Raw genomic sequence first — 22,561 nt, 5'->3', positions numbered from 1 at the left:
ATTGTTAAAAGAGTACGGAGGGAAGACGAATGGATCACCGACCGATGACGCGTGAATGGGCAAGTCAAATTCAAGAATGGACGTACGGAGCTCCATATGATTTCTATAATCAGTCGCCTTCTGAAGAGGGGATTGACGAGTTGATGACATATCAGGCGATGTTAGAGAATCATGAGCTGATTGGATTTTATTGTATCGGTGCTGCTGCACAAGTGCCCAATTCGACATATCTGCATTCGTCAGACTTCACGGACATTGGGCTTGGGATGCGACCTGACTTGACGGGTAAAGGACGCGGACGATCGTTTGTGGAATACGTCATAAAGAGAGCGACGGAACAGGGGAAACCGCTCCGTCTAACTGTCGCCTCTTTCAACGAGCGTGCGATTCACCTATATGAAATGGTCGGTTTTTGCACGATCACAGCGTTTGAGCGAAATAAGGTTCCGTTTCAAGTGATGGTGCGCGATTAGCCATATTGTTTCTGATGTGCCTTTTTACGTCGTAAATAATCCTCATCGGCACGGAGTTGATCCCAATACGTTTTAAAGATGCGGGCAGACTCTGCCTTCTCTTCGTCGATTTCGCGCTCGTGGATGTCACCATCTTCTTTATATTTACGTCCTCCTTTGTAATTGGCGTAGCGTCGGGCTCGCGTATAGCCCATCTGGATAAACTTTCGGGCCATGTCCATCCCGACAAAATCATCGTTTGCACGATACGCTTCAAATAATTCCATGATTTCTTCAGCAGATTGTTTCGCAATCTCTGGCGTCTTGAATCGCCAATGGGGCAAAATCTCACTTTTATACGGCTCAACGAGTAGTACCCCTTGTTCACCACGGCCGACTCGGTACAGTTCGGGTTGTTGTCGGAAGTCAATTTCATCGAAGTTTAAGTCATAATCAAATGGCATGTTCATTCCTCCTCGCCTAACGTTTTCCCATTAGGTCGGGGAAAGAAACAACTTGAAGGAAAAGGATGGGTTTGTATGATCAAGGTGGAGACAGAACGATTGATCTTAAGAGCATTTACGCTAGAAGACGCAGAGGATATGTATCGTTACGCCAAAGACGAACGTGTCGGACCGATGGCCGGTTGGGCGCCACATGAATCCGTTGAAGAGACGAAAGATGTCATTCGACTGTTTATTGAGGAAAAAGACGTGTGGGCGATCGTGTTGAAAGAAACCGGGCAAGTGATTGGTAGCATCGGATTACACGACCGAAGACCGGATCCTACGATTCAACATGAGGCCCAACGTGAAATCGGTTATGTACTCAGCCCCGATTATTGGGGGAACGGCTATGTGCCGGAAGCCGTTCAGGCGATGATTCGATTTGGATTCGAAGCGTTAGGGCTGGAGCGGATTTGGTGCGGCTATTTCAGCTTCAATGACCAATCCCGACGTGTCGTTGAGAAATGTGGGTTCACCTATGCGTTCACGAAAACGCAAGAATTGACTCGACTCGATGGACGAACGGTAGAATGCCTCGTCTATGTCCAACTCAATCCGACGTTCTCTACACATTGAAGCGCTGTTTCGATGTGTTTTTTCATGAAATCATAAAAACCCCTTGATATGTAACCGGTTACACATTAAGATGGTTTTGTAAGCGTTTCCAGAACGGAGGATGTCAAATGGCGACCATCAAACAAGTGGCAAAACATGCGAACGTCTCAGTGGCGACCGTATCACGCGTCATGAATAAGAGCGGATATGTGAGCGAAGAGGCGAAAGAAGCGGTCGAAAAGGCGATTGCGGAACTGAATTACGCACCGAACCGAGTCGCTCGTTCGCTCTATAAAAAATCGTCGAATTTGATTGGACTCATCATGCCGGACATCACAAACCCGTTCTTTCCACAGCTGGCTCGGGCGATTGAGGATGTCGCCAATCAGCATGGGTATCAAGTCGTCTTATGCAATACAGACGAACAACTCGAAAAAGAGCAGACGTATTTGGTCGCCTTGCAGACGATGCATGTCGACGGGCTGATTATCACCACGAACCATTCGCACAACCCGAATTACGAGACGTTGGATTTACCGATGGTCGCGCTCGACCGAATCGTGAAGGCGGGAATCGACGCCGTTGTATCGGATGGTTACGAGGGCGGAAAGTTGGCAGCCGACACGTTGTTACAACGCGGTGCGACACGACTGGCTCACATTGCCGGACCTGATCATCTCAAGACGGTCAAGCGTCGGACAGAAGGATTCATCGAAGCGTCAGGAGACAAGCTCGTCGGGATGACCGAGTCCACGTTCACGTTCAAAGACGCCTTGAAAGCGTCCCAAGAGCTGTTCAATCATGCATGGCCGTTCGACGGCATCTTTGCAGCAAACGATGTGATTGCAGCAGCCGTATTGCAGGAAGCAGTTCGTCGAAACATTCGTGTCCCAGAAGAGCTACAGGTCATCGGATATGACGGAATCGAGCTAGGGGAGATGACGTCTCCGCCGCTGACGACCATCGTTCAACCGATTTATGAGATGGGGCGAGTGGCGACAGAACGATTGCTCGATTTGATTGAGAAAAAAGATACACGACCGAGAGAGATGCTGTTACCGGTCACGTTACTTGAAAGACAAACGACAAAGCGGAAGGAGAAATAAAGAATGAAACGCATTGTTGTCATTGGCAGTATATCGATGGACCTTGTCGTCACGTCCGACAAACGTCCGCAAGCAGGGGAAACCGTCATCGGCGAGTCGTTCCGTACCGTTCCAGGAGGGAAAGGTGCGAACCAAGCGGTCGCTGCTTCTAAGTTAGGAAGTGCGGTGCAGATGGTCGGTTGTGTAGGGAATGATCCGTTCGGTCAGCAGATTGTTGAGAACTTCAAACAGTATGGCGTCGATGTTGCGCACGTTCGGGTCATACCGAATGAAGTGACGGGGACGGCCCACATCGTATTGGCGGAAGCAGATAATTCGATTGTCGTCGTCCAATCGGCGAACAAGCAAGTCATCTTCACGGAAGAGGAACTGAATCAGCTTCTCGATGAGCAGTCTTTCGTACTCTTGCAGCTCGAAATTCCGATCGAGACCGTTCGGCAAGTGACCGCTTACTGTAAGGAGAAAGGGATTCCGGTGCTCCTCAATCCGGCACCGTCGCAACCACTCCCGCCAGAAGTGATTGAAGACGTCACGTATTTGACGCCGAACGAACATGAATGCCGAGATTTATTTAAGGGATTGTCCGTGTACGAAGTGCTTGAACGATATCCGAACAAATTACTCGTCACGGAGGGCGTCCGAGGTGTTCGATTCCATGACGGACGAGAAGTGCGGCATGTGCCAGCTATCCGAGCGAACGTCGTCGACACGACAGGAGCCGGTGACACGTTCAACGGTGCGCTCGCTGTCTCCCTCATCGAACAAGATGATTTAGAGACGGCCGTACGGTTTGCCGTAGTCGCATCCGGCATGAGCGTCGAAGGCTTTGGTGCACAAGGTGGTATGCCGACACGAGAAGATGTACAACAACGATTGGAGCGCGTCTGATGAAAAAACAAGGGATTATAAATAGTCATCTAGCAAAAATCTTTGCCGACCTCGGGCATACGGATCGCGTCGTCATCGCAGACTGTGGGCTTCCGATTCCGGACGGGGTGAAGCGTGTCGACCTTAGCCTCCGAATCGGGGAACCTTCCTTTCTTGAGGTACTTGATGTCGTCGAATCGGATTTGGTCGTAGAGCGCATCACGATTGCCGAGGAGATTCTCACACACAACCCAACGATTGCAGATTCACTGAAAGAACGATATACAAGCATCGACATGTGTTCGCATGAAGATTTCAAACGGGAGGTCGCAAAAGCAAAAGTGGTCATTCGAACTGGGGAAGCGACACCTTACGCGAACGTCATCTTACACGCCGGGGTCATTTTTTAAGGGGGGATTTCGATGCACATTCAGTTGAAAGGCATCCATAAGTCGTTCGGTCCGGTCTCCGTCTTGAAAGGGGTCGACTTCGAACTATTGCCCGGAGAAATTCATGCGCTCATGGGGGAAAACGGAGCAGGCAAGTCAACGTTGATGAAAGTGATGACCGGTCTTCACGCTCAAGATGAAGGAGACATCCTCATCGATGGGAAGAAGCGTCAATTCAAACATCCAAAAGAAGCGGAGCAAGAAGGGATTGCCTTCATCCATCAGGAACTCAACATTTTACCGGAGATGACGGTAACGGAAAACTTATTTTTGGGTCGGGAGCTGACGGGACCGTTCGGGATGGTCAAACAGCAGGAAATGACACGACGCGCTCGTGAATATTTGGCAGAATTGAACGTCTTCATGGATGTCGATGAAGTGGCACGCAACTTATCGGTCGGTCAGCAACAGATGATTGAGATTGCCAAGGCACTCATGACAGATGCGAGAGTCATCGTCATGGACGAACCGACGGCCGCCTTGACCGATCGCGAAATTCAGGCGCTCTTCGCCGTCTCACGTGCCTTACGAGATCAAGGTGTGTCCATCATCTATATCTCTCACCGCATGGAAGAAATTTTCGACTTGTGTGATCGAATCACCGTACTTCGGGACGGACAGTCCATCTCGACCCGTATGATTTCGGACACTTCTTTTGAGGAAACCGTACGCGATATGGTCGGACGTGAGATCGGTGAACGCTATCCGACGCGCACCGCGACGCTCGGGGATGTCGTTCTCGAAGTAGATGATTTAATAGGTAACCGGTTCCACAACGTATCATTCAACGTTCGAGCCGGTGAAATCGTCGGATTCTCCGGATTGATGGGAGCAGGACGGACTGAAGTGATGCGTGCTTTGTTCGGAGCAGACACCCACAAAGGGGGAGTCATCAAACTGAACGGGAAACCGATTCGGATCAAGACTCCGGCAGACGCCATCAAACATGGCATCGCCTTTTTAACAGAAGACCGAAAAGGAGAGGGCTTGCTTCTCGACTTCTCGCTAAGAGAAAACTTGTCACTCCCGACACTCGATAAACGGGCAAAAGGGTCCGTCATCTCGAAGCAGCAGGAAGCAACGTTCGCCGAGACATACTTACAAAAACTGCGGGTCAAGCATCATTCGATGGAGCAAAAAGTGAAGTCGTTGTCCGGTGGGAACCAACAGAAGATTGTGCTCGGTAAATGGTTAGGTGTCGAGCCGGACGTCTTGATTTTGGATGAACCGACCCGTGGAGTCGACGTCGGTGCCAAAAAAGAAATTTATAACATCATGAGTGATCTTGCGGAGTCAGGTGTTGCCATCATCATGGTCTCCTCCGATTTACCGGAAGTGCTCGGGATGAGTGACCGAATCGTCGTCATGCGGGAAGGTGTTGTGACCGGAACGCTCACAAAAGAAGAGGCGACGCAAGAAAAAGTAATGACGTATGCGACAGGAGGGCAATGACATGGAATTGAAAGCAACGACTGCACTGAAGCGCCCGGGTCGACTCGGATGGGGACAAAAGTTAGGACCGCTGTTTGGTCTACTCGTCATCGTCGTCGTCGTGACCGCGCTCGAACCTGGATTTTTATCATTAAATAATATCTTTAACGTACTTCGACAAGTTTCCATCAATGCCTTGATTGCCTTCGGGATGACATTCGTCATCTTGACAGGTGGGATTGATTTATCGGTCGGGTCGATTTTAGCGCTCGCCTCCGCACTAGTGGCAGGCATGATGGTGGACGGTCAACATGCGGTCATGGCCGTTGCACTTGGCTTGATTGCGGGTGCCGTTCTCGGGGCCTTTAACGGGGCGGTCATCACATATGGGAAAGTGGCGCCGTTCATCGCGACATTGGCCACGATGACGATTTACCGAGGTTTGACGCTCGTCTATACGGATGGGCGACCGATCACTGGTCTCGGAAATTCTGGGTGGTTCGAGATGCTCGGACGTGGCTACTTCTGGATCATCCCGGTGCCGGCATTGACGATGTTACTCGCGTTCGGTGTTCTCTATTTCATTTTGAAAAAGACGACATTTGGTCGTCACACTTACGCGATCGGTGGGAATGAAGAAGCGGCAAAATTGATGGGGATTGGCGTCAATAAAGTCAAAATCATGATTTATTCGCTATCGGGTATGCTTGCAGCACTCGCAGGCATTATTTTGACATCGCGCCTTAACTCCGCACAACCGACGGCAGGAACGTCGTATGAACTCGATGCCATCGCGGCGGTCGTTCTCGGGGGAACGAGCCTTGCAGGTGGTCGAGGTTGGATTGTCGGAACATTGATCGGGGCACTAATCATCGGAACGTTGAACAACGGATTGAACCTTCTCGGCGTATCATCTTTCTTCCAACTCGTCGTAAAAGGTGCAGTTATATTATTTGCAGTATTGCTTGATCGTCGACAAAACGCGTAACACGCGAAAGGGGAAACGGAACATGAAAAAATGGACAGCTTGGCTACTCGCACTAACAATGGTACTGATGGCAGCTTGCTCGACTGAACAACCGGGGTCAACGTCTGAGACGGAAACGAAAGATGGGGATTATGAAATCGGCTTATCCATCTCGACATTGAACAACCCGTTCTTCGTCGCATTGAAAGAAGGCGCAGAAGAACAGGCGAACGAAATGGATGCGACGTTGACGGTAGCGGACGCGCAAAACGATGCCGCAAAACAAGTGAATGACGTTGAAGACATGATTCAAAAAGGAATGGATTTGATTCTCATCAACCCGACAGATTCAGAAGCAGTCGGTGCAGCGGTACAGGCAGCAAATGACGCGGGCATTCCGGTCATCACGGTAGACCGTAATGCAGAGACAGGTGAAGTGGTCGCACACGTCGCTTCAGACAACGTCGCAGGTGGACAGTTGGCGGGTGACTACATGGTCGAACTCGTAGGTGAAGGTCAAAAAGTGGTCGAGCTCGAAGGGATTCCAGGAGCGTCAGCGACACGTGATCGTGGACAAGGATTCAACGAAGCGATCGATGGGAAATTGGAAGTCGTGGCAAAACAATCTGCAAACTTTGACCGTGCAGAAGGATTAACGGTCATGGAGAATATTTTACAAGACAATAAAGACATCGTCGCTGTATTCGCACATAACGATGAGATGGCACTCGGTGCTGTTCAAGCACTTGAAGCGGCTGGAATGAGTGACGTGAAAGTCATCGGATTCGATGCGACAGACGATGCGGTCAAAGCGGTCGAAGGTGGAACGATGGCAGCAACGGTTGCTCAAAAACCAGCTGAGATTGGTAAATTGGGTGTAGAAGCGGCAATCAATCATTTGAAGGGTGAAACGGTGGAAGAGAATATCCCGGTCGAACTCGAATTAATCAAATAAGGAAGATGAAACCTCACGATGCCTTGATTTCGGGTAGAGCTCGTGAGGTTTTTTCAATGTTCACATATCCCTCTTCATAAATTGGATAGTTTCTCCCTTTTTCAGGGTATATCTAGGTAAAATACAGGAAGGGGGAGTCGTTTCTTCTTTTTGAGAAACGCAGCACATATGTATAAACTCAAACCGGTGTTTAAAGAACGTATTTGGGGTGGCCGTCAGTTAGAGACGTTATTTCATCTTTCGTTACCGAAAGGGAAGATTGGCGAGTGTTGGGCTGCATCCGCACATCCTAGTGGAATGACTACATTTGAAAATGGACCATATGTAGGACAGACGCTCGCGGATTTATGGGATGCCCACCGTTTAGAGTTATTCGGTCCGTATCCATTCGCGACGTTTCCGTTACACGTCAAACTACTCGACGCGCGTGCCTATTTATCGGTACAGGTTCATCCGAACGATGAGCAGGCGCAACGTCTCGAACAAGAGGAGTTTGGGAAAGAAGAATGTTGGTACGTGTTAGATGCGGAACCGGATGCCGAGATTATCGTCGGCCATACGTTCCGAACGAAACAAGAAGTGTATACATGTGTGCAACAAAAAGAATGGGCGACTCGTCTAAAGACGCAAGCCGTGAAAAAAGGCGACTTCATTTACATCCCGAGCGGAACCGTTCATGCCCTTGGTCCGGGTGTCGTATTGCTTGAAATTCAACAGACGAGTGACCGGACATATCGCCTTTACGACTTTGATCGAGTGGATGACGCGGGTCGTCTCCGTGACCTTCATATCGAGAAAGCCGTGGAAGTGATGAACATTCCGGATCGTCGGACAGATGAACTCGTACGGACGGATTTAAAAGATGCGTTGACGACCGAGTTGATTTCAAAACCATCCTTCAAAATCATGCGACACCAAGTGAATGGAACGCCAGCGATTTTAGAGAAGTCGGAAACGTTCCGATTGATCTCGGTCGTTTCGGGTGAAGGGTTCGTGCAAGGTGAAGATGGCGTCCAAGCCATCCGGGCAGGAGATCACTATTTCGTTCCAAAAGGAAAAGGACCTCACTTGTTCACCGGAAAGGTGGAAATCGTCACAAGTGAAGTCCCTGTTCCAACAGCGCATCGCGTCAATACTGTTTATCAAGTGGAGACGGCACAGGACAAGCATCGTCGAGTGTCCAATCGTTTGAATACTGAACCTCGATGAACACGACGTCTTCGTGAGCTTTGAGCGTGTGAGCCGCACCGCGTTGAATCGAGATGACGTCGGTCGGCTTCGCCTCAAACGATTGTCCGTCAATTGTGACGGTAGCCATTCCTTGAAGCATCGTCCAAATCGTATCAGTCGCTTCGTGATAATGATAGCTGAGTTCTTTCCCAGCCTGCACGAGCATCCGTCGCGTCACACTGTGATGACCGTCCGCGAGCGTCTCGTGATGAATCACTTCGGATTGTCCCCAGCGCTTCCATTTGAACTTTGGATAGTCGTCAGAGGAGGCGAGATAATCTTTCAACTGTGGCGTCGCATCTTTCGTCGAGACGAGAATTCCGTCCGCGTTGACGGCGACGACGAGGTCTTCGAGCCCGATTCCGATCAACGGAAGATTCAGCTCGTTGATGACATGTGTGTTCGTCGACTCGAATAAATCAACCTGACCGTGGGTGGTGGACGTCATTTCTTCGGTCAAGGTATTCCATGTTCCTAGATCCTTCCAATCCCCATCGTAACGATGGACGAACACGGACTCCGCATGTTCGACGACGGCATAGTCGAACGACGTTTTTTCTAAATCATCGTAGCGGCTCGTGAGTTCTGAATATGTCGTTGGTAAGTTTCGCTCCGTAAGCTCATCGAGCAACAAGTGCAACTTACAAGCGAAGATTCCACAGTTCCATAATGCACCTTGTTCAATCAACTGTTCCGCCACATCGACAGTCGGTTTTTCTTGGAACAAGCGAACGGAGGAGATTTGAGCCGTTTCGTCTGGGACGATGTATCCGTATTTCGATGTCGGGTGAAGGGGAGTGACCCCAATCAAATGCAATGCATCGTCACTCGCTTGTACCGCTTCATCTACTTGGGGGAAATATTCAAAGAAACGAAGGTCGACATAAGCATCGACCGGCATCACGAGTACCGTTTCATTCGGGTCGACACGTTGTTCGTTCAAATAGCTAGCGCCGAGCACGATGGCAGGGAACGTATCTCGGCGACTCGGTTCGGTGATGATATTGGCGTCGGTCCCAATTTGGTAAACGATGGCATCGCGTTGATGCGCGTTTGTTAAAATAAAGGCATCTCGATCTAACTGCATGTCACTTAGTTGGGAGAAGACCCGTTCAATCATCGATTGTTTGGCACCTTGACCGTCATCAAGTAATCGAATGAACTGTTTCGAGTTGATATCGTTTGAAAGTGGCCATAGACGCTTTCCAGATCCACCTGATAGTAAGAGTAGTTTCATTTCGTGACACCCTTTCTCGATTAAAATTTCGGAGGTACACAACATGGCAAATTACTTACTCGTCGAACCGCACGAGCATACGCGAAAGACGTTGGCTCGTCTGTTGATGAAAGAAGGAGAATTCATTTTTGAAGCGACGGAAGCGACGGAAGCGATTGAGATTTTAGAATCGAGCGACATCGACGTCGTCATCACTGAATTAAGACTCCCCCATACGGACGGGGTCGAACTGTTATCGTATGTGAAGAAAAAATTCCCGCTCATTCATCAAATCGTATTGACGGATTACACGCATACCCATACGTTGATCGCGGCCGTCAATTATGGAAACGTCAAGCGCATCATGACAAAACCGATGAAAATCGATGAATATGTGATCCGCGTCATCAAGGATGTCGGTCAACAAGCCGTCAACATGAAGACGAATAAGTATCGAGTCGCAGACATGTTGACGGAGTTTCTAGACGATCTTGGACAGGCATACTGTCTGTTTTATGAGAGTGGAGACTTAGTCAGCTCGGAAAATCTTGTCGTCCCGTTCGAATCAGGGGAGACGAGCGAGCTGAAACGGTTCGTCATCCCGACGCAATACGGAGAATTTATTTTGTATCAGTCACGGAATCGTTCTTCCCGAACTTGTGGGTAAAGAGTTGCGATACCCCAATCATCGTTAATCGAAGATACATGTAGGCGACCCCTAATGTTAATACAGGGTGTCGTCTATATTTTTTGAGGTTGGACGGATGATAGAGCACCGGTCTGAAGAAATACCAGCGAGCGAGTGCCTTCTGGAATCCGCCTTCCTCTGTCTCGAGCGTTTGCGGCATCACTTGGAAGTAATAGCGCTTCTTCTCGAGTAGATTTTGGAGTGTCACTTCCTTCTCGTTATGTTTCACCGCGGTGAAGGTGGCGCGACGGATGATTCCACCTTGTTGAATGTAACGAATGGTCGGTTGCGTCTCTTCAAAACTGATTTGAGCAGGGTTGATCCCGCCTGATGCCTCGTATGCTTCCATCCGCCAAAACCGTGCCGCCTCGATGGAGCGGTCATCAATCCGTTCTTCTGGGATTTGGAATAGATTCCGTTCAAACACCTTCACTTTGGAGAAAAAGTTGGTGTATGTGCTATAGGCCTCTTCTGGGATGACGAGCGCCCCGACCTCTTCGTGATGCTTAAGGTAAAGCAGGCAACTCGTCAACAATCCCTCGGTCAACACCATGTCCGAGTCGATGACATACAAGACATCGACGTGGAGTTCACGAAGTCGACTGATTGCCTCTTTACGGGCGATGCCACGCTCCCCATGTGGGAGGGAAAGAATGATGAAGCGGTCATCGTCTACAGTCAACTCTTGCATGACCTCGACGGTTCGATCGGTCGAGCCGTCATCCGCGATCACACAGACAAACTCGGCCGTTTGCTGTTGGATGGACTGAATCGTTTCCCGAATGATTTCCTCGTTACAATACGTAGACATCGCGATTCCAATCATGATGTTCTCCCTTCCTGAATCAAGATTCCTAACTTTTGATTCAACCATTGTTCAAATGCCGCGCCGGTGCGACTCCATTGCAGTGTTTTTGAAAATGCATGGGCATCACGCCTCACGACCTCATAATGATCGTGATCGTTCAAACAGCGTCTCATCTCGAGCGCGAGCGCCTCTGCGGTCTGTGCCATCGTCATGTAACCGAGTTTTCCATATTGAACCGCGTCCCGAAGTCCCGGCGCATCGTACACGATGGTCGGTGTCCCGACAGCAGCGGCCTCGCTGACGGTCAAGCCCCATCCTTCACGACGGGACGGAAAGAGGAGGGCTGTCGCCCGACTCATGCGTTCGAGTTTCTCTTCTTCACTGACGAATCCGAAGTAATGAATATCCGACCGTACATCCTCAGGCGTGATCGGATCAAGTTGTTCGGCAATGTACGCCTCGTTCTTCTTCCCGATGATCCACAGTTGTGCGGTCGGGAAATCGCGCTTGATCGATACGAACGCCTTGACGGCATCATTGATCCCTTTATAGGCGGACATGCGTCCGACGTATAAGAACGTGGGATGCTCTTCTTTCTCAAACCATTCTTCTTCTGGCCAAGGTGTGAAGTTGAGTCCTTCCGGCAAAATCGTGATATGAGACTCAGGAATTCCGACGGCGACGAGGTCATCTGCCGTCGACTGACTGACGGTCAAGACATCGTTTTGCCGATAGAGACGCAGACGACTCGTTTCCGTCCATGCACCGACCCATGAAACGGGAGGTGATAGGTTGATTCGCCAAATCTCACGCGTCAATTGGTGGATGAAAAGAACACGTTTATGTGCAGGTACATAGAATGGCGTGAAGTAATGATGCGTATTCATTTGGTCGAGAACGAGATCGATTTCCTCTTCGTGAGCTTTGTAGTAGCGCCGTGACTCTACGATGCTCGTCATATCTGTACCGGAGCGAATATAGCGAACGCCATCAATCCATTCCTCATCCTCACGTCCTTCGATATGAGGGGACAGATGGATGATGTTGTAACGAGGGGCCACGTAAGCTAGCATCTCATGCGTGAATACTTCGGCTCCTCCTGCTTTCGGATGTTTGATGTCTCGCCAAGAGAGACATAATAAAGTGGGTTTCATCACGATTCCTCCTTTAATTGTTGGCGTCGTTCAGAATGGAAGCGCAAACGAAGGAGTAGAGACCCTCCGAGTAAGACGACCGCTTGTGCCAAAAGCCACATCTCCATCGATTGCCGGAATAGGAATAAGGCAACGAGAAAGACGAAGAGTAGCGCCCAATACCAACGCAAGTACCGATTGTTTCGTAAGATAAATTGCAACATCGCCTCATATTGCACGATGATGATGCCGATATAGGTGAAAATCATATAGCGTACGAAATAGCCTGCCTCGTCATATCCTTGACCGAAGAAAATCGGTACGACCGACGGAATGACCAAATAATAGACGATGGTGATGATTCCGAGAGCGGCTAATAATAATCGGAATACGGTGCGCTCGAACGATAGGAACGAATCCGTCTCGGCCGCCCGGCTCAGACGTGGCAAAAGGACTTGGAAAATCGACAGACAGACGAATAAGACGAGCTGACTAAAGCGTAGGCTGACGGAATAATCTCCGACTAAAGATGGAAAGAATAAGGTGACGAGTAAACTATCGACCGAGAAGAAAAGTGTCATGACAATCTGCACATGGATGAGTTGGAACAAACCATGGAACTGTTTGTCACCAGCCGTTTCCGGGAAGTGAGTTTGCCAGATGCTGAGTCCATATGTGAGAATCATGCCGATCAAAATCCCAATCAAAGCGAGCGTAATATCAAGCTGTTCGAGAAAAATCCATGTGACCCCCACTTTCACAATCGCTTCAACGTAATAAGAAAGGGTGAGGGCATAAAATCGTTCATTTGCCTGCAAGACCCCACGCCGGAATGACACGAGGATATGGAAAAATACTGTAACTGCAAGTAAAAAGAGGTTAATCCTAGATAAAGGAAGAATATATGGGATAAGTATAAAGAGTACACTGGATAAACCCATCGCGACGAGTAAGATAATTCGTTCGATATACCGGTAATCGGTCGCAATTTGTTGTCCTAGGTTTCGGGTGACAATCCATTGGACGGCACTCCCGATAATAAGTAACAGTCCGAGAAGGGCGAGATAAGCGTTTAAGAGACCATAATCTTGACTCGTCAAACCGCGGGCTAAAAAGAAATGATACGAGTAATTGATGATATTTAGTAACGCATCAAGAACAGGGAAGATAAGTAAAATAGAATAACGACTCATGACAGCTTTCATACAATCACCTCTTTCAATTCGTCAATCTTAAAAGGAGGACCATGTGATGGATAAAGGTAAAGTAGTGATTTTTACAGATCAACAACGAAATATTCCGTATGCTTCGTCTATTCCGCACTACGAACTTATTATTTCTGAATCAGGTACATCATCTGAAACGAAAATTTCACCAGACATTCGTGCCATGAAAGAGCAAATTAAAGTGTATGTGATTGACTATATCGACTATGAAACGGGTTTGAAAGTGGCGGAAGCGCTACGTACCTATCATCCCCAGTCGTCGATTCTGTGGGTTGATGACGTTATTCGACATAAAGGAAACTTCCCCTTCAAACAATTGTTAGGGAATGGGATATTTAGAATATTTTATTATAGAGAAGAATACACAGATGAACTGTTAGCTGAAATTCAAAATATCATTCATCCAGAATATGCTGTGAAAAAAGGGACTGTAGCCTTTATATTACCAATTTTCAATGAAGAGAAACGGTTTTCACACATTCATGCTTTTTTGACATCCCTTACCAAAATGATTGAACGGAACTATTTGCACGGATCCATCTACTTTGTGGACGATGCCTCCTCCGATCAGTCGAAACACTTGTTACAGGAGTATCGGGACATCGTCATGAACGCGACGGACACGTTGTTCAAAATTGATTATTTAAAGATGTATGAGTTAAAGCAGAATACGAAAAAAGCGGGTCTCTTTATCGAAGGGATGACGCATATCTCGAGCGAATATTATGTGTTCGTTGATGCGGACAATTCGTTCAAAGTCGATGACATCGCTCAACTGCTGAGTATTGCGGAAAATGATTATTACGATATCGTCATCGGGACGAAAGATTTGACGATTGAAGACCGAAGCTTTGTCCGAAAGTTTGTCAGTTTCGCAAAACGAACCATCACAAAACCGTTTCTACCAGAAGGTGTGTCAGATTCTCAGACGGGTCTTAAAATCATCAATCGTCGGGCGATTCCACGGTTACTTCCGTATTTGAGCGCGACGAGCGGATTTGCCATCGATTTAGAGATGATGTACGCCGCCAAAAAAGAACGTCTCCGCGTCTATCAACAGCCGGTGACTTGTATCGAGCGGGAAGGGTCTCACGTCGACCTCGTGAAAGACTCGATTGCGTTCCTCAAGACGATGGTCCTTCTTTTACGACGACAGCGAGCTGTCAGTCGGGCAAGACGATAAACGCACATCACGCATAAAGCCCACGTCGTGTATTGGACGTGGGCTTTTGTTTGGGCTTATTCGTGGGTGATTGATTCAGCGATCGAAGAGTCCGTCTCTGTATATTCAATCGTGATAACATCTCCGACGTTCAGTGTATCAAGGTGGTTGGGTTTCCCGTCGACAATCGTCGACGAAGTAAGTGTCACCTCCCGTAGCACATACTGTTCCTCAGGGTCTTGATGAGATGGCGCAATCCATAGGGTGTCGCCTTGTCGGTCTTCAATCACACTGTCTTCGTCACCCATCGTACAAGCGCTAAGAATCATCATGCAGCTCGAAAAAGTCGTGAGCAGTAAAGTCCGAAGCATGAGCCGTCACCCTTTCTTAAATCGTTGTCGTACTCGGCGGAGGAGCGGCTCTTCCTGCCGCGCATTCCAATAGAAGAAGAACGAGACAGGTGTGGCGAGTAACAAAAGGGTCATGCCCGCGAAGTAGACGAGACGTAAGACGGCATTCACCTGTACGTCACTTTCAGAGGACATGTACAGTTGTGTCACGCCATTCAATGCGACTTCACCGCGCTGTGCCCCTTCACTGGTCGAAAGCTCGAACAACGGAGATGGGGAGTCGTTTAACGTGAAGCGGCCGAGTGAATCTTCGTGAGAGACTGTCCGCTTCATGACACTTCGCGTCACATCAAGAGGTTCGGCTTCTGTTGTAGTGAGTAGCGGACGTTCTGTCACTTCCTCGACGGTCACTTGGTCGGTCAGGAGAAGGTGATCGTAGCGGACGACGTTCAAGTTCTTCATCTCCAGTCGTCCTGCATTTTCAACATTTCCACGTGCCCAAATATGAAGCTGCATCGAGTCGGTTCCCTTCGGTGGAATCAAAATCTGCTCGTAGTGGTTCCATGTCGATTTACGATACTCTTCCACTTCGCTGATGAAGTCGGTCCCGATCACGCGACGTTCCTCATCAAGATAATACATCTTCACATGGCGATTTCGAATCTGTTCGCTCCGTGCGTCAAAAGCGACCAAGTATTCTCGGTCGGGAAGTGCTTCGATTTGTTCTGAGGCGAAGATATACCAGTCACAGGAACAGGTCGGTTCGTAAGATGCGATAAACGTGTCATCTTCCACCGTTGACTCGAACATATCGTCTGTAATGGATACACAGGTCGCACACGTGGCGGCAGCTTCAGGTGTCGCGAGTGGTTCGGTCACGACAATTTCGTTCGGGTCGAACTTCCGTAAGTCCTCCAACTCGATTCGTGACGGCACGTTACTGTCTACGGTCAATTCGAGCATGTATGATCCCGGCTCCATCTCGAATGTATTCGGTGTCCACCGTTTCAATGTCGGATGCACATCTTCGAGTGATTGAAGTTGGTATGGAAAATCACGACGCAAGGAGTCATACGTGACCGTCTGTGTACCGATATCCGTTTTCACATCAGGCAGTTGCTGCATCGCCGTGACGCCAATCGTCTCTTCTTGAACGACTTCTTCGTCCTGCAAGAGGCGTAAGCGAATCGTCCCATCTGTCGAAACAGGAGGTGTCAGGTTGATGTGGAAACGGTAATCACCAGGCTCTGCCACATCGATTGTACGAGACAACGTACCGGATGTGAGTGAGACGCCTTTCCCGAAACTGAGAGACGGATAGTTGCGCTCAGACTGGATCGTCCCGCTATAATCGAAATCTTGTTCACCTTCGAGAACCATGAAGGTGTTCGTAGGTTCTAATACGTTTTGGAGTGACTGCTGTAACGTCTTCCATTCTTCCTCTGGTAAGAAGACGATGTTTTGAATGGCATTGAAACCGACCGTATTCTCGACAGTGATGGTCGTTTCATTCGTATCGACATCGTGTATTCCGAGCGGCACCCACTCGAGCCGTGCCCCCGTTTGTCGGGTCGTTTCGACGATTTGCTCGTCGTCATTGATCGTGACGTCAAGCTGTCCGCCACTTTGATTCATCAAGACACGCGCGAACCCGATATAGCGACCCGGTGGAGTCTCTTTCGTAATGGAAAACGTGTTCGGCACCATGTGTGACTCGAAACTCTCGATTTGGACATCGTGAATCCACCAGTACGTCTTGCGTTCTGGTCTTTGATAACTTAGTAAGTCGATTCGCATCGTCTCGGCAGCCCGTGGCGTCACGTATTCTCCACGAAGGTGAATTCCGTCTAAATTCCCGGAATCTCTCGGAGCGACAACATAAGTCTGGTCGATTTCTTCACCGGATGCATCGAAGAAGCGGACTTTCACGTGCAAGCGGTCGACCCCTCGACCCGATGCGACGATATCGAACCGATAAGCGTTATTCGGGAGTGCCGGTAACAGACCGGACTTCGCGACTTGCCAAATATAGTTTGGATCTCCTTTGGCGACTTCCGCTTGAAGCAGTGGCAAGTCGTTCGTCGAAGACAACGGGTTAGGTGACAGCTCGACGATATCCGGGTTATCGGCTTTAAAGAATGTCTCATCTTCGAGCATCGAATTGAATGAAGCGACTTGTTTCGTCGACAAGTCATCGAGCTCGTAAGGGGGGGCATCGATTCGGGCAGAAGCGAAGGAAAGTCCGACGCCGTCTCCGAAATCAAGGTCGAACGCAGGATCTTTAACCCCTTGCGTTTGTTGATACCAACGCCAGTCACTGTTTGCGAAAAGGGTCTTGCCCCATGTGAGGAACGGGTTGGCGGAATCGATTGCCTCAAACGGCTTCCAATAATAGTCATCGGGCACCTGACTGAGCAGCATGTCTTTTTGTTCGATCATCTCAATCGCATCACCCTTACGAATCCAATCAAAGTCGTCACTATGTCGCTGTGTCGTGAATAAAATCGATTGTTTTCCTTGCTCATATCCAGGAATCGTTCCATATGTGATGGAACGGTCGATTCCGTAAGGCGTCACGATAAGCTGTGGGACGGTCCGATCGGTGAGCGGGGCGACGACATCGAACAAAGTGAACAGACCGACTTGTTGAGTTCGCAGTAAATCACGTTGCGAGGCAAGGACCTCTAAGTTGAACTGCTGCCGCTCTTCCATCCCTAAATATTCATCCCGATATGCGAACTGGTCGACACCGAACACTTTGATCAAGTTACTCGCCTCGTCTGAACGTCCTGTATCGAGCAAGTATTGTAAGAGTGAAAACAGATAACGAATCGCAGGTGTCGACCCTTCATGATGGAACACCGTATTTTCAAGCGAACTGTACACGTGGAAGTCCCCGGTCGGTTTGACCGTCTCGCCGAGTGCGGGATTTTCGTTCCATCTCGGTGTCGCCACCCCGGTGATCGGCTGGGTCATCTCATCGGCAACGGGGAACTGTAGCCACTTCCCATCGATTTCTTGTTGTACGGTCGCGTATTCTTCAGGAACGTCGACCGGTTTATAAAAACCTTCCATATACACGGTGCGATACGGATAAATAAAGAGCGTCAACGCGACAAAGCTGCCGATGAAAAGGATACCGCGATAGAGCGGACGTGGTATCGCTTTAGATTGTCTGGCATCAACAATCCCGATACCTAGAGAGAGCAGCAAACTGTAACTGACAATCAATAGACCGACGAGCTTGTTCGGATCGCGAAACATCGGACCGATCAACGGTGTGTACGTGACGAGCGCGACGAACGCCGTCGCGACCCATTCATACGTTCCAGTCGCAAAGATGATCAAACCGATGCCGAGTAAGCCGAAGAACAGGTGAATCGGTCGTTTGTAGCTTCCGAGAAGACCGATTCCGATGAAGAAGAGCAAGATTCCTCCGGCCACCCAAAACGTCAGTGGAAGTATATGCAAGTCGAACATCGGCCACCAATAACTGATGGTATACAACACGTTCTCAATCGACGAGTTTCGACTGAACAGCATCAACGTCTCGGTGACGTTAATATTATGTTGGGACGCCTGGGCCCCGAACAGGATGGATCCGACATACATAAAGAACCAGTAGCCGTTGAACAAGATGAACACGAACCCGACCGCTGTGATGAGACGGACGTAATAGAAGAAATAGGATTTGAACAATAGCGTCTTCCGCTCGGTCCAAAGCGTTTTGAGCACAATCAGCCCGAGCATGATGCCCATATAAATGGCTGAGAAGAAAAAGTAATGGATTCCGGCAGACATGAACATGAACACAACGGACAACCCGATGGCATCAATCCAGATTCTCGGTGAGAGTCGTTTGTTAAACGAAAAGTCTGGATCCAACTGACGCCGGAATTTTGGATCAAACAAGTTAAAGAAGAGTAGAAGTGCGAACGGGAACAGCGCATAGCCGCACAGGAGATAAATATGTTGAATGCGTGTGATGATCCACGGGTTCAACGCGTAAAATAAACCGGCAAGCGTGAATGTCAAAAGCGTCATCAACTGAAAGTGTTTCGTGATATAAATCGAATGAAGTCGTTTGACGAGCGCATACATGCTGAGCGCTGAAACAATGAGCAACGTCAGGATGAAGGATTTGATGAGAAATGGTCCGGATGCGCCGAATAATAGACTCAGTCCATAAAGTGGTGCGATGAATACGAGTCGAGGGACGTTCAACAATGTCGTCGTGCTCCATCGTTCATTCCAGGCACCAAAAATTTCTTCGATATAGCGGTCAGACGATAGACCAAACGCGATGTCGCTGAAGACAACCATTCCTGACGAAAAAAGCGGGTACGCATAGACGAGGATGCATAACATCATAATCGTCAAGGCGATGAGGTCATAACGGTACGTATGCAGACCGTTTCGTAGAGTGGATAAGATGCGTTGCAAACCCGATCTGCCTCCTTTCATAACGTATGTCATCTATTTCGCCAAACGTTGGAGTATCCCTGTCTAATCAAAAAAGAGACAGCCGATTCCGGCTATCTCATTACGATATGGAGTTAATAGATTAATGAAAATTCTTCCATCAAATTGAGCGATATTGAGAAGGGGTCATTCCTGTTTTACTTTTAAAGAGTTTGCTGAAATACTGCGGATATTCAAAACCTAGTGTGTAGGCAATTTCACTAACAGAATGTGTGGTACTAAGAAGCTCGTTTTTGGCTCGATCGATTAACATATAATGAATATGTTCTTGTGCACTTTTCCCTGTTTCTTGCTTCAACATATCAGACAGGTAATCAGGAGACATCCCTATTTTATCAGCACATTGTTTTACAGTTGGAAGACCTAAATCGCTAGCTTTCCCAGAATCAAACCAATCTATGAGGTGAGCTTCAAACATTGATACAAGATCACTATTTTGAGCTGTTCTAGTAATAAATTGCCGACTATAAAATCTTTGGGAATAATTGAACAGTAACTCTAGCTGTGACACAATGACTTCTTTCGTGAAAACATCAATATTATTCGAATATTCCTCACGAATTTGATGGACTAGTGCACTGATGATACTTTTTTCTTTTTCGGATAAATGGAGAGCTTCATGAACATTGTAGTGGAAAAAGGTATACTCAGACATTTTTTTTGCCAATTTGCTGTGACGGATCAGTTCGGGGTGAAATATCAATGCCCATCCAGAAGAGGTTGTATCATCAGTACTACTCATTGCTTGGTTGGGCCCGACAAACATCATTGAACCTTCACTAAAATCGTAAGTGTTTCTACCATATTTCAACTGACCACAAGGAAAGTCTTTTACACTAATAATATAAAAGTCAAAAACTGCTAGTAAATCATTCTTCTCATTTGCAACTTCTTGAGGTTGAACATCCTCCCAATTGAAAATACTAATATGAGGATGTTGAGGAGGAGTTAGTCCGAGAAGCTTATGCATGTCACTTATTGATTCGATCCGGACGGTATTCATAATCATTCTCCTATATGGATTTATTCTTTCTTCAATTCACTTTAAGATTTTTAAAATGGTTCATAAATGGCAAGAATTATATTTTTACGATTGTGTCAGTTCTTCTAGTAAAGCTTTAGCTACTAATTTCCCAAGTTGGTCACAGGCTTTAGGACTATCCCCAGAGTAGAGTTTGCGATCGACATATACTGCTCCTTCAACTTTATTATTAATGAAACTCAAACCTTGATTAGAAAGTTTTTCACCTTGGTACCAAGGTAGCTTTCCAGGTAGATATCCTAGTGAAGGTGATTGTCTGTCAACACTGTCTGGAAAAATAGCCATCTTATAGCCGCTATATGGGTGGGGCTCGCTCGTATTTACGGATGCAGCCAATAGTGCAGCAGGACCGTGGCAAACAGTGACCATATAGCGATCAGATTGGTGGATCCAACGTATTAGTGTCCCAACATGCTCATTTGTTGGTAAGCCGACCATTGAACCATGGCCACCTGGTAAAAAAAGCGCTACATAGGGGGAGTCATCGTTTAGGTCTCCACGGCTAATCATATTTTGAAGTGAAAGTGGTGTATCAAATTTCGATTTATTTTCTTTCATATATGTCAACACTGCATGATCTTTTCGTGGAATCGACCATTCTTCTAGTACTGCTGATAAACCTGATGGTGTCACTACATCAAAATCAAACCCCGCATTCGTTAAATGCATCAATGGAACCGCAGTTTCTTGAACATTATTTCCGGTAGAAAATAAAGAACCATTTTCCATTTTAAAGTAACGTTCTTCTGTACATAGCACTAATATTTTTTTATTCCCTTTATATTTACCAGCAATACTATTGTTATGCTTGTAGCCACTTTTTTTATCTACACCAAGCAGTAACCCAAGCGGTGAAGGAATAAATCCTCTACCGTTTTTTTCTTTGGTTGGGGCAATACCTAGTGCTTTCTTTATAACTGTTGCCATTATGACCCTCCTTGATTATAAGCCGTATGATTTTCTCATATACTCTACAAATTGCTCATCTGTATCGCTTGAGTATCGATTTTCCAATGTTGCTCTCGCGTCACTTCCAGAGATATATCGCAACTGATCGCTATCATCTGTTGCTGCTTCCCAAATAACATTTGCTACTTCTTCAGGGCTTTGGTTTCTAGAAGTATCCATATTAGACATCGCTTCTATGAACGCCCCTACAAGTGGTTGGTACTCCTCTAAGTTTTCGTCATTTGAAAAAACAAAAGATCTTCCGCTGAAATCTGTATTCACACCGCCCGGTTCAATGATTTTAACGCGACCACCAAAAAGACGTACTTCAAAATGTAACGCCTCTGAAAGTCCCTCTACAGCCCATTTTGAACCATGGTATAGAGAACCAAAAGGGAAGGTCATTCGTCCCCCGATGGATGATACGTTTACAATCGTTCCACTTTTATTTTCTCGCATGATAGGTAGTAATTCTTTAATGACTTCTGCTAATCCAAATAGATTTACATCAAATTGTCTTCTTAATACATCCATCGGTGTAGCTTCTAGAGGACCGTAAGCGCCATAACCTGCATTGTTAATCAAAACATCTATTTTTCCAAAATGTTCTATTGTTTGTTGGACCGCACTTTTAATTGTTTCTGAATCGAGTAAATCAAGCTTTGTGACAAGAACACCATCTCCTTCAAGATCAGCACCATCTTGTGTGTTTCGCATTGTAGCAACTACATTCCAGCCTTCTGCCTTGAACCGCTTTGCCGTCGCTTTCCCGATACCGCTTGACGCACCTGTAATAAACACTGTTTGTTTCATATAAATCCTCCTTTTAAAAATTAAATTAAAATTCATTTCATAAAATATTTTTAAGATTGATATTTATTTATATTATAATTCGGAAAAAAGTACGGGGTCTTATACGAATCTGAGGAACTTCAATACAAATCCAGAATGTTAAATTATTTTCTGAACACGGTCTCAACGCTGTATT

At 47.4% G+C, this 22,561-nt stretch carries 21 protein-coding genes; 11 read left to right on the top strand and 10 right to left on the bottom strand.

Features of this window, described 5'->3' with window-relative positions; all coding sequences use genetic code 11:
* Positions 1–29: 29 nt before the first annotated feature.
* Positions 30–473, top strand: a complete 444-nt coding sequence (locus PJK55_RS10295; protein WP_271305726.1) for a GNAT family N-acetyltransferase — start codon at positions 30–32, stop codon at positions 471–473.
* On the opposite strand, the gene PJK55_RS10290 is transcribed toward PJK55_RS10295, so the two are convergent.
* Positions 470–916, bottom strand: a complete 447-nt coding sequence (locus tag PJK55_RS10290; protein ID WP_271305725.1) for a DUF4385 domain-containing protein — start codon at positions 914–916, stop codon at positions 470–472. The two genes, PJK55_RS10295 and PJK55_RS10290, sit on opposite strands and share 4 nt — an antisense overlap.
* 75 nt (positions 917–991) lie before the next feature.
* On the opposite strand from PJK55_RS10290, the gene PJK55_RS10285 reads away from it, so the two are divergent.
* The 8 genes from PJK55_RS10285 to manA all read left to right on the top strand — a co-directional run bounded on the left by PJK55_RS10285 (position 992) and on the right by manA (position 8,497).
* Positions 992–1,534 carry a GNAT family N-acetyltransferase gene (locus PJK55_RS10285; RefSeq protein ID WP_271305724.1) on the top strand — a complete coding sequence of 181 codons (543 nt, stop codon included), beginning with the start codon at positions 992–994 and terminating at the stop codon, positions 1,532–1,534.
* 107 nt (positions 1,535–1,641) lie between these two features.
* Positions 1,642–2,619, top strand: a complete 978-nt coding sequence (locus tag PJK55_RS10280) for a LacI family DNA-binding transcriptional regulator (RefSeq protein WP_271305723.1) — start codon at positions 1,642–1,644, stop codon at positions 2,617–2,619.
* 3 nt (positions 2,620–2,622) lie between these two features.
* Positions 2,623–3,507: a ribokinase gene (gene rbsK, locus PJK55_RS10275; RefSeq protein ID WP_271305722.1), complete on the top strand. Its 885-nt coding sequence runs from the start codon at positions 2,623–2,625 to the stop codon at positions 3,505–3,507.
* The gene (gene rbsD, locus PJK55_RS10270) at positions 3,507–3,896 is read left to right on the top strand and encodes a D-ribose pyranase (RefSeq protein WP_214785078.1); all 390 of its coding nucleotides are present in this window, start codon (positions 3,507–3,509) and stop codon (positions 3,894–3,896) included. Before rbsK ends, rbsD begins: the two co-directional genes overlap by 1 nt.
* A 12-nt stretch (positions 3,897–3,908) precedes the next feature.
* Entirely contained in the window at positions 3,909–5,387 is a 1,479-nt protein-coding gene (locus PJK55_RS10265; RefSeq protein WP_271305721.1) for a sugar ABC transporter ATP-binding protein, read from the top strand.
* Between the two features lies 1 nt (position 5,388).
* Positions 5,389–6,354 (top strand): ABC transporter permease subunit, encoded by a 966-nt coding sequence (locus PJK55_RS10260; protein ID WP_214694930.1) that lies wholly within the window; start codon positions 5,389–5,391, stop codon positions 6,352–6,354.
* A gap of 22 nt (positions 6,355–6,376) precedes the next feature.
* Positions 6,377–7,288 carry a ribose ABC transporter substrate-binding protein RbsB gene (gene rbsB, locus PJK55_RS10255; RefSeq protein WP_214694925.1) on the top strand — a complete coding sequence of 304 codons (912 nt, stop codon included), beginning with the start codon at positions 6,377–6,379 and terminating at the stop codon, positions 7,286–7,288.
* Between the two features lie 168 nt (positions 7,289–7,456).
* Positions 7,457–8,497 (top strand): mannose-6-phosphate isomerase, class I, encoded by a 1,041-nt coding sequence (gene manA, locus PJK55_RS10250; RefSeq protein ID WP_271305720.1) that lies wholly within the window; start codon positions 7,457–7,459, stop codon positions 8,495–8,497.
* On the opposite strand, the gene PJK55_RS10245 is transcribed toward manA, so the two are convergent.
* Positions 8,418–9,755, bottom strand: coding sequence for a sugar phosphate nucleotidyltransferase (locus tag PJK55_RS10245; protein ID WP_271305719.1), 1,338 nt, complete (start codon positions 9,753–9,755; stop codon positions 8,418–8,420). The genes manA and PJK55_RS10245 overlap by 80 nt on opposite strands.
* Before the next feature lie 43 nt (positions 9,756–9,798).
* Between PJK55_RS10245 and PJK55_RS10240 the strand changes: the two genes are divergently transcribed.
* Positions 9,799–10,401 (top strand): response regulator, encoded by a 603-nt coding sequence (locus PJK55_RS10240; RefSeq protein ID WP_271305718.1) that lies wholly within the window; start codon positions 9,799–9,801, stop codon positions 10,399–10,401.
* On the opposite strand, the gene PJK55_RS10235 is transcribed toward PJK55_RS10240, so the two are convergent.
* The 3 genes from PJK55_RS10235 to PJK55_RS10225 are packed head-to-tail and all read right to left on the bottom strand — an operon-like array spanning position 10,355 to position 13,568.
* Positions 10,355–11,248, bottom strand: coding sequence for a glycosyltransferase family 2 protein (locus PJK55_RS10235; protein WP_271305717.1), 894 nt, complete (start codon positions 11,246–11,248; stop codon positions 10,355–10,357). The genes PJK55_RS10240 and PJK55_RS10235 overlap by 47 nt on opposite strands.
* Complete coding sequence (locus PJK55_RS10230; protein ID WP_271305716.1) at positions 11,245–12,384, bottom strand: glycosyltransferase family 4 protein; 1,140 nt, start codon at positions 12,382–12,384, stop codon at positions 11,245–11,247. The genes PJK55_RS10235 and PJK55_RS10230 overlap by 4 nt, the downstream gene beginning before the upstream one ends.
* The gene (locus PJK55_RS10225) at positions 12,384–13,568 is read right to left on the bottom strand and encodes a lipopolysaccharide biosynthesis protein (RefSeq protein ID WP_271305715.1); all 1,185 of its coding nucleotides are present in this window, start codon (positions 13,566–13,568) and stop codon (positions 12,384–12,386) included. Before PJK55_RS10225 ends, PJK55_RS10230 begins: the two co-directional genes overlap by 1 nt.
* Positions 13,569–13,614: 46 nt before the next feature.
* On the opposite strand from PJK55_RS10225, the gene PJK55_RS10220 reads away from it, so the two are divergent.
* A complete protein-coding gene (locus PJK55_RS10220; protein WP_271305714.1) occupies positions 13,615–14,772 on the top strand; it encodes a glycosyltransferase in 1,158 nt (385 codons plus the stop codon).
* Positions 14,773–14,828: 56 nt separating this feature from the next.
* Here the strand turns inward: PJK55_RS10220 and PJK55_RS10215 are convergent, their stop codons facing one another.
* The 5 genes from PJK55_RS10215 to PJK55_RS10195 all read right to left on the bottom strand — a co-directional run bounded on the left by PJK55_RS10215 (position 14,829) and on the right by PJK55_RS10195 (position 22,386).
* Complete coding sequence (locus tag PJK55_RS10215; RefSeq protein WP_271305713.1) at positions 14,829–15,122, bottom strand: hypothetical protein; 294 nt, start codon at positions 15,120–15,122, stop codon at positions 14,829–14,831.
* 6 nt (positions 15,123–15,128) lie between these two features.
* A complete protein-coding gene (locus tag PJK55_RS10210) occupies positions 15,129–19,544 on the bottom strand; it encodes a hypothetical protein (protein WP_271305712.1) in 4,416 nt (1,471 codons plus the stop codon).
* A gap of 139 nt (positions 19,545–19,683) precedes the next feature.
* Positions 19,684–20,586 (bottom strand): helix-turn-helix domain-containing protein, encoded by a 903-nt coding sequence (locus PJK55_RS10205; protein ID WP_271305711.1) that lies wholly within the window; start codon positions 20,584–20,586, stop codon positions 19,684–19,686.
* Between the two features lie 84 nt (positions 20,587–20,670).
* Entirely contained in the window at positions 20,671–21,552 is an 882-nt protein-coding gene (locus PJK55_RS10200; RefSeq protein ID WP_271305710.1) for a DJ-1/PfpI family protein, read from the bottom strand.
* A 15-nt stretch (positions 21,553–21,567) separates the two neighbouring features.
* Complete coding sequence (locus tag PJK55_RS10195) at positions 21,568–22,386, bottom strand: SDR family oxidoreductase (RefSeq protein WP_271305709.1); 819 nt, start codon at positions 22,384–22,386, stop codon at positions 21,568–21,570.
* Positions 22,387–22,561: the final 175 nt, after the last annotated feature.

Source organism: Exiguobacterium sp. MMG028, from assembly GCF_027947425.1.
Taxonomy (GTDB): domain Bacteria; phylum Bacillota; class Bacilli; order Exiguobacteriales; family Exiguobacteriaceae; genus Exiguobacterium; species Exiguobacterium aestuarii_A.
This window is presented reverse-complemented; position numbering and strand designations above follow the sequence as displayed.